16 protein-coding genes are annotated in these 13,381 nt (G+C 61.7%); 8 read left to right on the top strand and 8 right to left on the bottom strand.

The window, feature by feature from the left end; genetic code table 11:
- Positions 1–107 precede the first annotated feature (107 nt).
- The 7 genes from SB822_RS04045 to SB822_RS04015 form a co-directional block, all read right to left on the bottom strand.
- Complete coding sequence (locus tag SB822_RS04045; RefSeq protein ID WP_090835466.1) at positions 108–1,160, bottom strand: ABC transporter ATP-binding protein; 1,053 nt, start codon at positions 1,158–1,160, stop codon at positions 108–110.
- Positions 1,157–2,035 (bottom strand): ABC transporter permease, encoded by an 879-nt coding sequence (locus tag SB822_RS04040; RefSeq protein ID WP_407671761.1) that lies wholly within the window; start codon positions 2,033–2,035, stop codon positions 1,157–1,159. Before SB822_RS04040 ends, SB822_RS04045 begins: the two co-directional genes overlap by 4 nt.
- A 75-nt stretch (positions 2,036–2,110) precedes the next feature.
- A complete protein-coding gene (locus SB822_RS04035) occupies positions 2,111–2,935 on the bottom strand; it encodes an ABC transporter permease (protein ID WP_079484863.1) in 825 nt (274 codons plus the stop codon).
- Positions 2,932–3,978, bottom strand: coding sequence for an ABC transporter substrate-binding protein (locus tag SB822_RS04030; protein WP_090835471.1), 1,047 nt, complete (start codon positions 3,976–3,978; stop codon positions 2,932–2,934). Before SB822_RS04030 ends, SB822_RS04035 begins: the two co-directional genes overlap by 4 nt.
- A 43-nt stretch (positions 3,979–4,021) precedes the next feature.
- A complete protein-coding gene (locus tag SB822_RS04025) occupies positions 4,022–5,095 on the bottom strand; it encodes a LacI family DNA-binding transcriptional regulator (protein WP_007585568.1) in 1,074 nt (357 codons plus the stop codon).
- Between the two features lie 653 nt (positions 5,096–5,748).
- Positions 5,749–6,015 (bottom strand): hypothetical protein, encoded by a 267-nt coding sequence (locus SB822_RS04020; RefSeq protein ID WP_410854152.1) that lies wholly within the window; start codon positions 6,013–6,015, stop codon positions 5,749–5,751.
- Between the two features lie 369 nt (positions 6,016–6,384).
- The gene (locus SB822_RS04015) at positions 6,385–6,657 is read right to left on the bottom strand and encodes a pyocin activator PrtN family protein (RefSeq protein WP_090835656.1); all 273 of its coding nucleotides are present in this window, start codon (positions 6,655–6,657) and stop codon (positions 6,385–6,387) included.
- Between the two features lie 450 nt (positions 6,658–7,107).
- Here SB822_RS04015 and SB822_RS04010 point away from each other — a divergent pair, with 450 nt between their 5' ends.
- Both SB822_RS04010 and SB822_RS04005 read left to right on the top strand, forming a co-directional pair.
- Positions 7,108–7,551, top strand: coding sequence for a hypothetical protein (locus SB822_RS04010; RefSeq protein WP_090835658.1), 444 nt, complete (start codon positions 7,108–7,110; stop codon positions 7,549–7,551).
- Positions 7,548–8,162 carry a lipase family protein gene (locus SB822_RS04005; RefSeq protein ID WP_407671746.1) on the top strand — a complete coding sequence of 205 codons (615 nt, stop codon included), beginning with the start codon at positions 7,548–7,550 and terminating at the stop codon, positions 8,160–8,162. Before SB822_RS04010 ends, SB822_RS04005 begins: the two co-directional genes overlap by 4 nt.
- Before the next feature lie 309 nt (positions 8,163–8,471).
- Here the strand turns inward: SB822_RS04005 and SB822_RS04000 are convergent, their stop codons facing one another.
- Complete coding sequence (locus SB822_RS04000) at positions 8,472–9,503, bottom strand: IS1595 family transposase (RefSeq protein ID WP_090835661.1); 1,032 nt, start codon at positions 9,501–9,503, stop codon at positions 8,472–8,474.
- A 219-nt stretch (positions 9,504–9,722) separates the two neighbouring features.
- Here SB822_RS04000 and SB822_RS03995 point away from each other — a divergent pair, with 219 nt between their 5' ends.
- The 6 genes from SB822_RS03995 (at position 9,723) to SB822_RS03970 (ending at position 13,254) form a co-directional block, all read left to right on the top strand.
- Positions 9,723–9,965: a type II toxin-antitoxin system Phd/YefM family antitoxin gene (locus SB822_RS03995; RefSeq protein ID WP_007585570.1), complete on the top strand. Its 243-nt coding sequence runs from the start codon at positions 9,723–9,725 to the stop codon at positions 9,963–9,965.
- Positions 9,952–10,242: a type II toxin-antitoxin system RelE family toxin gene (locus SB822_RS03990; protein ID WP_007585572.1), complete on the top strand. Its 291-nt coding sequence runs from the start codon at positions 9,952–9,954 to the stop codon at positions 10,240–10,242. The genes SB822_RS03995 and SB822_RS03990 overlap by 14 nt, the downstream gene beginning before the upstream one ends.
- A gap of 107 nt (positions 10,243–10,349) precedes the next feature.
- Positions 10,350–10,970 (top strand): glutathione S-transferase, encoded by a 621-nt coding sequence (locus SB822_RS03985; RefSeq protein WP_090835663.1) that lies wholly within the window; start codon positions 10,350–10,352, stop codon positions 10,968–10,970.
- 217 nt (positions 10,971–11,187) lie between these two features.
- Positions 11,188–11,379 (top strand): hypothetical protein, encoded by a 192-nt coding sequence (locus SB822_RS03980; protein WP_007585578.1) that lies wholly within the window; start codon positions 11,188–11,190, stop codon positions 11,377–11,379.
- A gap of 127 nt (positions 11,380–11,506) precedes the next feature.
- Positions 11,507–12,910, top strand: a complete 1,404-nt coding sequence (locus tag SB822_RS03975; RefSeq protein WP_090835714.1) for an FAD-containing oxidoreductase — start codon at positions 11,507–11,509, stop codon at positions 12,908–12,910.
- 11 nt (positions 12,911–12,921) lie between these two features.
- Entirely contained in the window at positions 12,922–13,254 is a 333-nt protein-coding gene (locus tag SB822_RS03970; RefSeq protein ID WP_007585581.1) for a cupin domain-containing protein, read from the top strand.
- Positions 13,255–13,381: the final 127 nt, after the last annotated feature.

Below are 13,381 nucleotides of genomic sequence, written 5' to 3'. Positions count from 1 at the left end.
GCAAAGAAAAGTAGGTGCCGCCCCGCACAGGGGCGACGCTTGAAGCACGCTAACAAATCGCGGATGCCAGCGAAAACCCAAATCAAACCGAACCAACCCCCAAAAACCTACGATAACGCAATCAAAGCATCCTGCGCGACAGAAACCCCAACAACCGTCCCCCGAGCAAGTTCAACTCTCCCAGCCACATCAACAACAATCAAATCAGGCGCCGCATCGCGAATAGTGAGCCGCGTGCGCTCACCCAGAAATGCTGCAGCATCAACGGTCCCGCGCAACTGCGCATCAGCAAGATCAGCAATCCACGCATCCTCAGGCCGAAAAAACACCTCATCGCCGTGAGGCGTAACCCGAGTAGCATGCGTCGGCGGCAAAGGAATCGCGCCACCCGTCGTGGCAAGCAACCCATTCCGCGCCTGCCCTGCCACGCGATTAATAGTCCCAACAAACTGCGCAACATTCCGGTTAGCCGGCCGGTAATAGATATCCCGCGGCGTGCCGATCTGCTCGATGCGCCCCGCGCTCATCACCACGATGCGGTCGCCCAGTTCCATCGCCTCAGCCTGATCGTGAGTCACATAAACCGTCGTAATCCCAAGCTCGCGCAGCAGCGCATTCATCTCCCCGCGCAATGTGTCGCGCAAACGCGCATCGAGCGCCGTCAGCGGCTCGTCGAGCAACAACACCCGCGGTTGCGGCGCGAGTGCCCGCGCCAGGGCGACGCGCTGACGCTGACCGCCGGAAAGCTGATCGATCGGTTTGTCGGCGTGATCGGTGAGCCGCATCATCGAGAGCAACTCGTCCACGCGCTGCCGCGCCACGTCCGCATCCACGCGCTTGATCTTCAGACCATAGTTGATGTTGCCGCGCACGGTCAGGTTCGGAAACAGCGCATAACTCTGGAACACCATGCCGACCTGGCGTTTCTCGATGGGCAGCGCCGTGACGTCCTCGTCGCCAAATGCAACGCGCCCGCCCGCGTCCGGTTGTTCGAGGCCGGCAATCATGCGCAACGTCGTCGTCTTGCCGCAACCCGACGGTCCGAGCAGCACCAGCGTTTCGCCCGCGCCAATCGACAGATCGAGCGGCTCGAGCACGCGCGTGCCGCGAAACGTCTTCGCGCAGCGCGTCAGCGTGATGGGAATGGAAGCGAGTTTCATGGCTGGTCTTCTGCGGATGATGTCGTATCGATGGCGGGTGTCTTCTTCTGCCGCGCGTTGCGTTGACCCGTCGCATCGACGCCGAGCCATTGCATCGCGACGAGCAGCGGCATCGTCATGATGAAAAAGAGAATGGTGTAAGCGCTGCCGATCTCGATGCGCAGCGAAGCATAGGTATCGGCGAGACCCACGGGCAGCGTCTTCGTTTCGGGCGTGTGCAGCATCCACGTAAGATTGAATTCGCCGATCGACAGTGTGACGACAGCCAGCGCGCCCGCCACGATGCCAGGCCGCACGTTCGGCAGCACGATCGTGATGAAGCGCTGAAAGAAGCTCGCGCCGAGGCTCGCGGCGCCTTCTTCGAGCGTGCGCAGTCCGGCGCTCGCGCACACGGCGGCGACGGCGCGCACCATGAACGGCAGCGTGAACACCACATGCCCGACGACGATGAACGCGATACTCATGCGGAACATCGTGAAGCCGCCATACACGACGAGCAGCGCGAGCGCGGATGCGAGACCGGGCAAGGCGATCGGCAGCACGAGAAATTCTTCGATGATGCGCGAGGCCCGCGACTCGCTGCGCGCGAGCACATAGCCGGCGGGCACGCCCGTCAGCAGCGTGATGACGAGCGTCGCGAGTGCGATTTCGAGCGAGAGGAACACGGACCCGTGATACTGCGTCCATACTTCGCCGAGCCAACGCAATGTGAGACCGCTCGCGATGCCCTGAAAATAGTTCACCGTGAGGCCCGCGAGAATCGACATCACGACGGGCACGATCAGAAACGCACACAGCAGCAGCGTGACGAACCATTGGCCCGTCGCGAGCCACGTGCGCGACGAGGGCAGGGAGAACGCGCGCTTGTGCTGCATCTGAGGCGCGTTCGTGGTTTGAGCAACGGAATTCATGCGAGTGTCTTCATTCGACATGGAAAAGAATCGGCCCAATCAGGCCGTCGCCGCCACGGCCGAGCCGCTGACGCTGCGCGCGACATACAGCACGATCCACGTGACGATCCCGAGCACGATCGACAGGCCCGCCGCCGTCACCATGTTCGCGTTGAGCGTGAACTCGGTGTAGATGGTCATCGGCAGCACGTCGATGTCGGTTGCGAGCGTGAACGCCGTGCCGAACGCGCCCATCGCCGTCGCGAAACACACGGCGCCCGCCGCGATCAGGCCCGGCGACAGCGCGGGCAGCACGATGTCGCGCATGATCCGCCACGGCGATGCGCCAAGCGAACGCGCGGCTTCTTCAAGCGATGCATCGAGCTTGGTCGCCGACGCCATCACCGTAACGATCACGCGCGGAATCGAGAAATACAGGTAGCCGATAAAGAGGCCCGTCATCGAATACGCGAAGACCCACTTGTCGCCCGTGAGCTTCAGCGACAGCGCGCCGATCAAACCCTGGCGGCCCGCCAGCATGATCACCATGAAGCCGACGACCACGCCCGGAAACGCGAGCGGAAACGTCAGCAACGCGAGCAACGTACGCTTGCCGGGAAACTCGCGGCGCGCGAGCAACAGGCCCGAGATCACCGAGAGCGCGAGCGTCGTCGCCGTCACGGCCGCCGACAGCACGACCGTCGCGAACAGGCTCTTCATATAGCGCGCATTCGCGAGCATCGCGCCGTACGTCTTCAGCAGATGACCGTCGGCGCTCACCTGCACGAGCGCCGTCATCGGCAGCAGCCAGAACGCGATGAACACGGCGAGCGCTGGCGCGATCAACGCGATGCGCCAGCGCAGCGGGAACGTGATGTCGTTCAATGCATCACCTGCAGATACTGCTCGCCGAACGCCTGCTGCTTTTCGGCCATCTTTGCGAAGTCGACGGCACGTGCGCGCGCATAGTCGCTGGCGGGCAGGAACTTCGAAGCGGCATCAGGCGTCATTGCGTTGGCCCGCACGGGGCGCAGATACGCGTTCGCCCACAGCTTCTGGCCTTCGTCCGACAGCACGAAATCGAGCACTTTCTTGCCGTTCGCGTCGTGCGGCGCACCCTTCACGAGGCTCATCACGTACGGCACTTCGATCGTGCCTTCCTTCGGGATCACGAACTCGACGTTCGCGTGATCCTTGTACTTCGCGCGGTACGCATCGAAGTCGTAGTCGAGCAGGATCGGAATTTCACCCGAAAGCACGCGTGCGTAGGCCGTTTGCTTCGGCACGATCGGCTGGTTGGCCTTCAGTTTCGCGAACCAGTCGAGACCCGGCTTGAAGTTGTCGAAGCTGCCGCCGAGCGCCTGATTCACGGCAACGGCGCCCGCATAGCCGACGAACGCGCTCGACGGATCGAGGTAGCCGATCATCCCCTTGTACTCGGGCTTCAGCAGGTCGGCCCACGAACGCGGCACGGGCTTGCCTTCGAGGGCATCCTTGTTGACGAAAAAGCCCAGCGTGCCTGAGTGGATCGCGAACCAGTAGCCTTGCGGGTCCTTCAGGTTCGCGGGAATGTCGTTCCAGTGCGCGGGCTTGTACGGCGCGATCACGCCCTTGTCCTTCGCCTGGAACGCCGACGACACGCCCAGATACACGACGTCCGCCACGGGGCTTTTCTGCTCGGCCATCAACTGCGCGATCGACTGGCCGGAGTTCTTGTTGTCGAACGGCACGTGGACGCCTGTCTTTTGCTGGATGGCGTTGATCTGACTCGCCCAGTCGGCCCATTCGGGCGGGCAGTTGTAGCAGATCGCGGTTTCTTCGGCGTGCGTGAGTTGTGGCGCAGCCAGCGTCAGCACGAACGACGAGGCGACCAGCGCGGCGCGCGCGACGCGCAACGCTGCAATACCGATGGAGGAACGGCGGTTCACGACAGGTCTCCCGGAGGTTGAGAAGGGGTGTTTTTAAAGGGGATTACGCAGGCGAGCGGACGATGCGGTTCAACGTTGCGCCCGACGTGTCGGAGATCGCCGCGACCGTCGCGCCTTCGCGCAGCGTGTGCGGCAAGGTCAGCGACAGCGACGGCGCGTGCAGCGCGTCGTCGAAGCCGGAAGGCTGCGAGCCGTCGACCCGCGCGATCAGCCGCCGCCACGCCGCGCAGCCGATCTCCCGGTTCGGCGCGCAGACGCTCGCGAGCGGCGGCGACAGCAGTTCGCCCATCGCGAGGCCGTCGAAGCCGAGAATCGACATGTCGTTGGGCATCTGCAGACGCGCGCGACGCAGGCCGCGCATCACGACCATCGCGAGCAGATCGTTCGAGCAGAAGAGGGCCGTCGGGCGATTCGGGCCCGTCGTCAGATGGTTGAGCACGGCGGGCGCGAGTTCGTCGGCATTGAAATCGATTTCGAGCGCGGGTGCGGGCGCGAGGCCCGCATGCTGCATCGCCTGCGTGTAGCCGAGATGACGCAGCCGCGCGCGGTCGGACGCGGCGAGCGTGCCCGCGAGCATCAGGATGCGGCGATGGCCGTGCGCGATCAGCATACGTACGCCGTCGTACGCGGCTTGCCGGTTGTCGACGGACACGGACGGGCGGCGCACGGTGTCGTTATGCATCAGCACGTACAGCATGCCGTCGCGGTCGAGTTCGTCGAGCAGCGGGTGCGTGTCGGCGTCGGCCACCGTTAGGATCAGGCCTTCGACGCGCTGTTCGCGCAGCGTTTCGATTGCGTGGCGTTCGCGGTCGGCGTCGTATTGCGTGGTCATCAGCATCAGCCGGTAGCCTTGCGCGGACGCCAGCTCGTCGATGCCTTGCAGGCATTCGGCGAACACGGGATTGGCGAGCGTCGGCAGCACCACGCCGATCAGGCGCGAGCGCTCGCCGCGCAACTGGCGGCCGAGCGGGCTCGGGCGGAAGTTGAGGGCGTCGATCGACTGACGCACTTTTTCGAGGGTCACGGGGTTGACCGTGTGCGGCGCGTTGATCGCGCGCGAGACGGTCGCAATCGAAAAGCCCGCGTGCGCGGCGACATCCTTGATCGTGGGCGTCATCGTTGGGTTCCCGTCAGCGTGTGCCGCGCGCCTCGTCGAGGGACGTGCGTCGTTGTAAACGTTTTCGTGGGGCGGATTATCGGGAACGTTTGTGACGGGTCGATGAATGCGCGCCGGGTCGCGGACGGGCGAAACTGGGGTTCGCGCCGGTTTGGTCAGGCTGCGGCGCGATGGTAGAATCGCGTCCGCCCTGCCGGGGTGATGAAATTGGTAAACATAGCGGACTTAAAGCATTGAGTGCCCAGCCGGAAACGGCCGGTGCAGAACCCTTCAAATTCGGCGAAACCCCTGAACGCGCGCGATTCACACCGTGCAACGAGGCAACGCCGAGCCAAGCCCGTTTTCTTTCCTGCTGATGTGGGACGGAAGGCGCGGAAGGTGTAGAGACTAGACGGAGGGCGCCTAATGCGATGCGGCGTGCAATACGCGCATCGCGATGGTGAAGGCATAGTCCAGCGCACGAACGTTTGCTTTTCTGGTTGAAGCAGACGGCGTCGAAAGACGTAGTGTGACGAAAATCCGCCGCTTAACGGCTTGCCGGTTCGAGTCCGGTCCCCGGCACCACTACACGTCAGGCGGCAAGTTCTATATGCCGACTATGCAGTATCTGACAAAAAAATCTGACGAATAGGTGCGCCGATCCAAGTAGCGCTTTATTTTCTGGGACCGCCTTCGGGCGATTTTTCATTTGTCTCTACTGGTCCGCAAAATTCTTTGTCGGCGCCATCGGTTGAACCGTCCGATCGCCATGTATCCCACAAAGCCAGCGGCGAGCGCACCAATGCCGACGACGAATCCCCAAAGGGATTGCAGCCGCGCCCGCAATGATAATGACCACCGCGAGCCATCGCTTCGCTGCTAGCGAGAATCAAAACAATGAATGCGACACAGCCGCGTTTCAAACGCGACTGGGTGCTCACGGCGCGGCCGGCGTCACATCAGGCTGGCAGCGATTCACCCGTGTGGAAACCGGCTGCACTGCCGAATAGTGGCTTGCGAGCGCATTGGCACCAAGCGAAAGAGCAAGCCTCGCAGAGTCAACCGCTATCCCGTCTTTCTCCCATCGGATTGGCGACGTCGTCCAGCGCTCACAAGCATCGATTGGATGGGAATTGCGCGCATAAAACCCGTCAGGGTAGTGACGAGCTTAGCGGTTGTGACGTCCGAATACTCGCGAGGCCGATAGGTTCTGGCGCCCGGTCAACATCGATTGACCGGGCCGCTGCCGCACCTAACATGCGACAGACTCAAGCTGACTTTCGCCGGTGACTTCCGAATTAGATAGGCCATCAAGGGCGTCGTACGCCGGTCAGTTGCTCGCATTCCATCCGCGCGGCTTCGCGTCGTTCGTCGATAAACATCGCGAGATCGGCGACGTGCACGCCCTTGGCCGTCTTCTGCGACTTCTCTATTCGCACCAACGGTAGGGCGATGTCGCCAGTCGCAATCTTCCGCAGCAACTTATCGACCTCCAGATGCGGGAAGTAGTCTCGACATACCTCGTCGATCGAGATGATGGCCTTGGCGCCATACTGGGCCATGAGGATGAAGGCGGTGTTCATGCGCACCTTGCGTGAGACTCAGTGGCCATGACCACCTCCATGTCCGCTGTGTCCGCCGCCCCCACGTCCTCCGCCATGGCCATGCCAATCGTGGTGAAAATCGCCGTGACCGTGCCGGCGGTCTCATCCACCGCCACCGCCACCCCAAATATTGACGGCTCCGTAGCCAAACGCCGGGACGTACTCTGGTCCATAAGCACCATATCCAGAATCGGCGTAGCCGTAGCCCTGGTACGCGACACAGCCTGACAAGACGCCAAACAGTCCGAAGACCGCGATCAACTTAACCATGTTTCTGCACCTCCCTCAATGATGAGATAGGTGGCGAAAGGGCGAAGTTCGAGGTGAATTGTGTCCGCTTATTACCGTGTTGACGGGGCTCTGTGCGTGCTCACGAAACGGCATCGTTTGGTGGACGGCGGCAGCGCCAGCACATCGAGAAGATCGTTAATGTTCATCGACCCGACGTTAGCCCTGCTCGCTTGCTTTGCCATGTTCGCCGGCTGCTCGACGACTGCTCAACAGAACGTCTCAACCGTCGCCACCAACGTCCAGACACAGGTCAAAAAGGCCTGCGGCGTCTGGGGGGGGGCCGTTGCGCTCGACGCAATGGTTCTCTACTCGTTCGATCCCAAGGTCGATCTCGCGATCAACAGCGTGAATGCGCTCTGTCAGTCAAACGCGATCGTCGATCCGTCGTCGGTTCAAACCTTGGCGCAGACGACTATCCCGGCGGCTATCACGGCTCTGGGTTCGGTTACGGGCGTAAATCCGGACATGGTCAAGGCTGTCGGTGGTGCGCTAACGCTGGCGAGCATCTTCCTGAACGCAGCGGTCGCCACGTACGTTCCGGCCGTTCCGACTGGCGCTTCGGCTCCTTCTGCGAGCCAATGATGACGCCGCACGACTTCGCGCTGCTGGCGCAGGAAGCGTATGACGCGACGCCCGACATTGGCATCGAGTCGAGCGCTTCCCGAGCTATCGTGCGCCAGACCAGCGCGGGGTTGTGCGTCGCTTTCCCCGGCACCGACAATGTCGACTGCTGGGGAGCGGACTTAGATCTGCTTCCGGTGTTGCTGCCGGGAGTGGGGCGGGTGCATCGCGGGTTTCATGACGCATGGCAGGCGATTGCAACGCCTGTGATGGCTGCGATAGGCGATCAGCCTGTGACTCTCGTCGGCCACTCTCTCGGGGCTGCTAGCGCGATTCTGGCGGCTGCGTCACTCACTCTCGCCGGTAAGCCGCCCGTCACCGTGTTCGGCTTTGAGCCGCCGCGCGTGAGCCCAGACCTCGGCATCAGGACGCTACTCGCCGCGATTTCGGTGAATCTGTTCAAAAACGGAAATGACCTTGTGCCCGATGTCCCGCCCGGATGGATTCATGCCGCGCTGCTTACGCACATCGGGAAACCGGCACTTCCTTGGCCGAATGTGCGAGATCACTCCATCGCGCGAGTGATCGCGGCGCTCTCCGACGAATTGTATAAACCTACCGCGCAATACTGACATTCGGCAGGTTCTGCTAGTTCGTAGTTGCCGCGGAGGGCGCATCATTCTGCCCTGGTCGGCGCTGGGCAATGGCAGTCGCCATCTGGCGGTCGACCTTTTCCCGTATCTTCGCGTCAAGGAAAGGGATGGCGGCGGCGTTCCTTGGTGACCTTCGCTCCTCTACCGCGAATGCAGTTGGATTCTGAAAACCCGCGATAGCGTAAAGGCTTCGCGGTTTTTTTATTTCCGCGTGAGAGTGAATTTGTTCTCAGCAGGGAGGACGTGCGAGCACACTCGCGGGTGTATAGTACTGTATGAATATAAGGGCTATCCATCTAGCTCCACAATTTCACATCGTGGAGGTTGATGGTCTTTACGGCGTGATTTGTTGACTACGACGTTGTCGTATGTGATGGGAGCCGTCGCGAGCGCTTGCTCAAGCAGCCGGTAGAAGAGCAGTCCGCGCGAACGCGAAGTGCGGCGGTTGAAACGAAACACGAACTCGTCCAGATAATGGTCAAGCTGATCAGGCTTGACAGCTCCCTGATGCGTGCCGAGCAGCCACCGTTTGAGCAGCGAGGCGACACGATGCACACCGGGTAGCGGCACGTGTGCCGGAGGACGCTCGCCGTCAGCGATAGACGTCACCACGACCCGGTCATGTGCGTAGTGGTGCTCCAGCGAGAAGTACATGGGCGAGCCATCGGTACGAATCACCGAACCGGGGGCGACAACGCTCTTCACAAACGGAAGTACGTCGGCCACACGCTCGCGATCAATACGCTTCAGGCGTATGCGGCCGAAACCACGGGGCTCCAGGATTTCGACGGCAATCACGATCAACGCCTTGGTCGTGCGTTTTTTCGACGGCTTGCCGGATGGAGTTTCCCGATTTTCGCGGATAGCCAGATAGCTTTGATCGACCTCGACCAAGCCCTTGAGCTGTTCGCGTCCGGGACGAACCATCGCTCGGCGGAAACGGTGCAACATGGTCCATGCCGTCTGGTAGCTGCCCAGCCCGAGAACCCGTTGCAGCCCGAGGGCGCTGACGCCCGACTTCTGACTCGTGATGTACCACGCCGCAGCCAGCCACACCTTCAGCGGGGTGCGGGTTTTGTCGAAGATCGTGCCCGACGTCACGGTGCATTGAAGGCGGCATGCCCGGCAGACCAGCCGGGCGCGATTAGCCCGATACGGCTCATCGCGGCATCCGCAGCGCGGACAAACAAAGCCTTCACGCCAGCGCAATCGTTCGAGGTAGCGCAGGCAATCGTATTCACTGGAGAACCAGTCCTCGAACTGGCTCCACGTCTGGGGATAGTCCTGACCGGCAACTGGCGTATGCTGGGCTTCGCTCATGCCGCCATCATGGCTCAGGTGGAGCTAAATGGATAGCCCTTATGAATATACAGTTCAATGAGTTCTGATTGTGGCTTGACGTGACCAATTAAACGACCTATATTTAGGTCTTTAAGACCCGTCGGCTGTCTCTATGAACATCGAGCGCGCCGAACTCAGTGAACGAATATTGGATCTGCCACGGCGTTAGTCAGGCGCGGCAGAAAGAGGCACAGCAATATGGAAAGCATTCTTGCGCGCACTTCAATCGGCATCAGCGAGCTCAAGGTCAACCCGACGGCAGCAATTGAGCAGGCAGACGGTCCGGTCGCGGTGCTGAATCGAAACAAGCCGGTCGCGTACCTGATCCCTGCGGCCGAATGGGAAGCGATTTGCGAGCGACTCGAAGATATCGAGCTGGCGGAGATCGTCAGGGCGCGAAGCGGCGAGAAAGCCGTGAGCGTAAATCTTGACGATCTATAAACTGCAGTTTCTTGAATCTGCCCAAAAGGAATGGAGCAAGCTCGATAACACGGTCCGTTCGCAGTTAAAACGCAAGCTGGCCGAACGGCTGGAGAATCCGCGAGTCGAGTCGGCACGGCTGAGCACGATGCCAGACTGCTACAAAATCAAGCTTGCTGCATCGGGTTACAGACTGGTGTATCAGGTTGCGGACCGTACCGTGACGGTCACGGTGATTTCCGTTGGCAAGCGCGAAAGAAGCGCAGTCTATGCTGCAGCAATTGCGCGTCTGATGTGAATGAAAGCTCGCCTCGGCGGGCTTTTTTTGTTGTCGGAATCAGCGCCATCACCCGCCCATTCGTCTACAGTATCCCGCTGACACCAACCCCATCGGGAGAAAGCAGCATGCAACTGATCGGCATGATGGATTCGCCGTACGTCCGGCGCGTCGCCATTTCACTCGCGGTGCTCGGCCTGCCGTTCGAGCATCAAAGCGTGTCGGTATTCCGGCACTTCGACACGTTCGCGAAGATCAATCCCGTGGTCAAGGCGCCGACCTTCATCGCCGACGACGGCACGCTGCTGATCGATTCGTCGCTGATCCTCGATTATCTCGACCATCTGAGCCCGCCCGACAAACGCCTGATACCCGCCGCCCCAGGTGAGCGTCTGAAGGCGCTGAGCCTGATCGGCTTCGCACTCGCCGCCTGCGAAAAGACGATGCAAAACGTCTACGAGCTGAACCTGCGTCCCGCCGAGCGCCAGCATCAACCGTGGATCGACCGCGTCCAGACGCAGCTGTTCGCCGCATATGACCATCTGGAAACAGCCATCGCGGGCCGCGAAGGAAACGGCTGGCTGCTGGGCGACCGTCTGATGCAGCCGGACATCACGCTGGCCGTCACGTGGCGATTCCAGCAGTTCATGCTGCCCGATCTCGTCGATCCCGCACGTTACCCGGCGCTTGCCGCGTTCTCGAGGCGTGCCGAAGCGTTGCCGGAATTCGTCGCCACGCCGCTCGAATGACCGTTCTTTTACGGCTCGGGAGAGGCCCGCACAACCGGCTCCACCGAGCCCAAAACCATATGGCGCAAGGCGTTGCGGGATTGTTCTGCTCCGTCGACAACTATCTTCGCGATTAGCTCATTTATCCCTAACACTTCGCTCTCTACAATCCACCCATCGAAACTTGTATGCAGATGGACGCCGTGCCCGATACGCGGCGTCATTGATGGGAGTAGCCATGAGAGCGATCATCGAACGACAGCTTTATCACCCGGCCGTAGTGCTGCCGATGGTGTCGCTCATCCAGATCATGGTGCAGGTCGACTTCAATCTGAGCCAGGCGGGTTTCGTCGTCGCGACGAACGGTGCGCGCGCCGCGCTGCAACGCTCGCGCGAACTGATCTGCTCGCTGCATCATTGCGATGCATGATTCGCGCGGCATGATGCACTGAACGACGTCCGAACGATCCACGATTCACCACCGGGACTCACCACTTCGAGAAACACACGGCAGGCGTAAGATGACCGACTCGCACACGCGATTCGGGAGATCTGCCATGCCACAGCATTTCGACGCCATCGTGATCGGCACGGGACAGGGCGGTTCGCCGCTCGCCGTGCGTCTTGCGGAAAACGGCCGCAAGACGGCCGTCATCGAACGCGACAAGTTCGGCGGGACCTGTGTGAACGTCGGCTGCACGCCGACCAAGGCGTATGTGGCGAGCGCGCGCACCGCGCATGTCGCGCGCCGCGCGGCCGATTACGGTGTGCGCATCGCGGGCGATGTCAGCGTCGATCTGGCGCAGGTGAAGGCGCGCAAGGACAAGATCATCGGCCAGTCGCGCGACGGCGTCGAAAAGTGGCTGCGCAACACCGGGAATCTCACCGTCTTCAAAGGCCATGCGCGTTTCACCGGCGCGCATGCGCTCACCGTCACCGATCCCGAAAGCGGTAACGTGCTGGCCGAACTGCAGGCCGACGACATCTTCATCAACACAGGCACGCGCGCCGTCATTCCGAAGCTCGAAGGACTCGAGCGCATCCGTTATCACACGAACTCGACGCTGCTCGATCTGACCGACTTGCCCGCGCATCTGGCCATCGTCGGCGGCAGTTATATCGCGCTCGAATTCGCGCAGGTGTTCCGCCGCTTCGGCAGCCGCGTGACGGTGATCGTGCGTGGCGATCGCGTGCTCACGCGCGAGGACGAAGACTTTGCTCGTAACGTGCAGAAAGTGCTCACGCGCGAGGGCATCGAATTCCGCTTTGGCGCCGAGCCCTCACTCGTCGAGCCGTTGCACGAGAGTGGTGACGGCGTGCGCGTGTTCTTCGGCGCCGATGCCGCGCCACTCGAAGCATCGCATCTGCTGTTCGCAACAGGCCGCCGCCCGAATACCGACGATCTCGGTCTCGACGCGGCCGGCGTCAACGTCGACAGGCACGGCACGATTCCCGTCGACGGGCAATTGCGCACGAATGTCCCCGGTGTGTGGGCGATCGGCGACGCAAACGGGCGCGGCGCGTTCACGCATACGTCTTACGACGATTATCAGATCGTGTCGGCGAACCTGTTCGACGGCGGCAAGCGCAGTGTCGATGACCGGATCATGGCGTACGCCGTGTTCGTCGATCCGCCGCTAGCGCGCGTCGGCATGTCCGAGCACGAGGTGCGCGAGAGCGGCCGCGATGCGCTGATCGCGACGATGCCGATGACGCGCGTCGGCCGGGCACGCGAGAAGGGCGAGACGGACGGCTTCATGAAAGTGCTCGTCGACAACGCGTCGAAGCAGATACTCGGCGCGACGATCTACGGCGTCGACGGCGACGAAGCGATTCATACGTTCATCGACATCATGACGGCGCGCGCGCCGTACGCGACGCTGCAGTTCGCGATGCATATCCACCCGACGATCAGCGAGCTGGTCCCAACGCTGCTCGACGGCCTCGCGCCGCTGAAGTGAGGTAGCCGCACATGCAACTGCAAACGGGCAATCTGTTCAGCGGCGAAGCGAGGCGTGACGGCGAGGAGCGGATCGACATGCTCGTCACGGGACAACGCCTGAACGTGGAGCGCATCGTGTCGATGGGGCATACGAGTCCCGATGGCTTCTGGTACGACGACTCGCGCGCCGAATGGGTCGTGCTGCTGTCGGGCGCGGCCGTGCTCGAGTTCGAGGAAGACGCGACGCTGCAAGATATGCGTCCCGGCGACTATGTGCTGATCGGGCCGCATTGCCGGCATCGGGTTGCGTGGACGCATGAACAGCAGCAGACCGTCTGGCTCGCCATCTATCACGAGCCTTGAAGATTGCGTTGAACGAGCGGCGCATTTGACCATCATCGACAGCCCCGCCTGTGATCGCGGATAATCGGCAGCGGCGATTAGCGGTGGCGTAGGGCCGCGCCTGCGTCGATGACAAACAAATCCGCAA

It is taken from the genome of Paraburkholderia sp. SIMBA_054, assembly GCF_046534875.1.
GTDB classification, from domain to species: domain Bacteria; phylum Pseudomonadota; class Gammaproteobacteria; order Burkholderiales; family Burkholderiaceae; genus Paraburkholderia; species Paraburkholderia hospita.
This window is presented reverse-complemented; position numbering and strand designations above follow the sequence as displayed.

What these genes read in the sequence shown, in the direction of transcription:
- SB822_RS03975 (WP_090835714.1), top strand. Translation starts at nt 11,507, where the DNA reads ATGCCACAGCATTTCGACGCCATCGTGATCGGCACGGGACAGGGCGGT.
- SB822_RS04015 (WP_090835656.1), bottom strand. Translation starts at nt 6,657, where the DNA reads ATGAACACCGCCTTCATCCTCATGGCCCAGTATGGCGCCAAGGCCATC.
- SB822_RS03980 (WP_007585578.1), top strand. Translation starts at nt 11,188, where the DNA reads ATGAGAGCGATCATCGAACGACAGCTTTATCACCCGGCCGTAGTGCTG.
- SB822_RS04040 (WP_407671761.1), bottom strand. Translation starts at nt 2,035, where the DNA reads ATGCAGCACAAGCGCGCGTTCTCCCTGCCCTCGTCGCGCACGTGGCTC.
- SB822_RS03985 (WP_090835663.1), top strand. Translation starts at nt 10,350, where the DNA reads ATGCAACTGATCGGCATGATGGATTCGCCGTACGTCCGGCGCGTCGCC.
- SB822_RS04025 (WP_007585568.1), bottom strand. Translation starts at nt 5,095, where the DNA reads ATGACGCCCACGATCAAGGATGTCGCCGCGCACGCGGGCTTTTCGATT.
- SB822_RS04010 (WP_090835658.1), top strand. Translation starts at nt 7,108, where the DNA reads ATGTTCATCGACCCGACGTTAGCCCTGCTCGCTTGCTTTGCCATGTTC.
- SB822_RS04000 (WP_090835661.1), bottom strand. Translation starts at nt 9,503, where the DNA reads ATGAGCGAAGCCCAGCATACGCCAGTTGCCGGTCAGGACTATCCCCAG.
- SB822_RS04005 (WP_407671746.1), top strand. Translation starts at nt 7,548, where the DNA reads ATGATGACGCCGCACGACTTCGCGCTGCTGGCGCAGGAAGCGTATGAC.
- SB822_RS03970 (WP_007585581.1), top strand. Translation starts at nt 12,922, where the DNA reads ATGCAACTGCAAACGGGCAATCTGTTCAGCGGCGAAGCGAGGCGTGAC.
- SB822_RS04045 (WP_090835466.1), bottom strand. Translation starts at nt 1,160, where the DNA reads ATGAAACTCGCTTCCATTCCCATCACGCTGACGCGCTGCGCGAAGACG.
- SB822_RS03995 (WP_007585570.1), top strand. Translation starts at nt 9,723, where the DNA reads ATGGAAAGCATTCTTGCGCGCACTTCAATCGGCATCAGCGAGCTCAAG.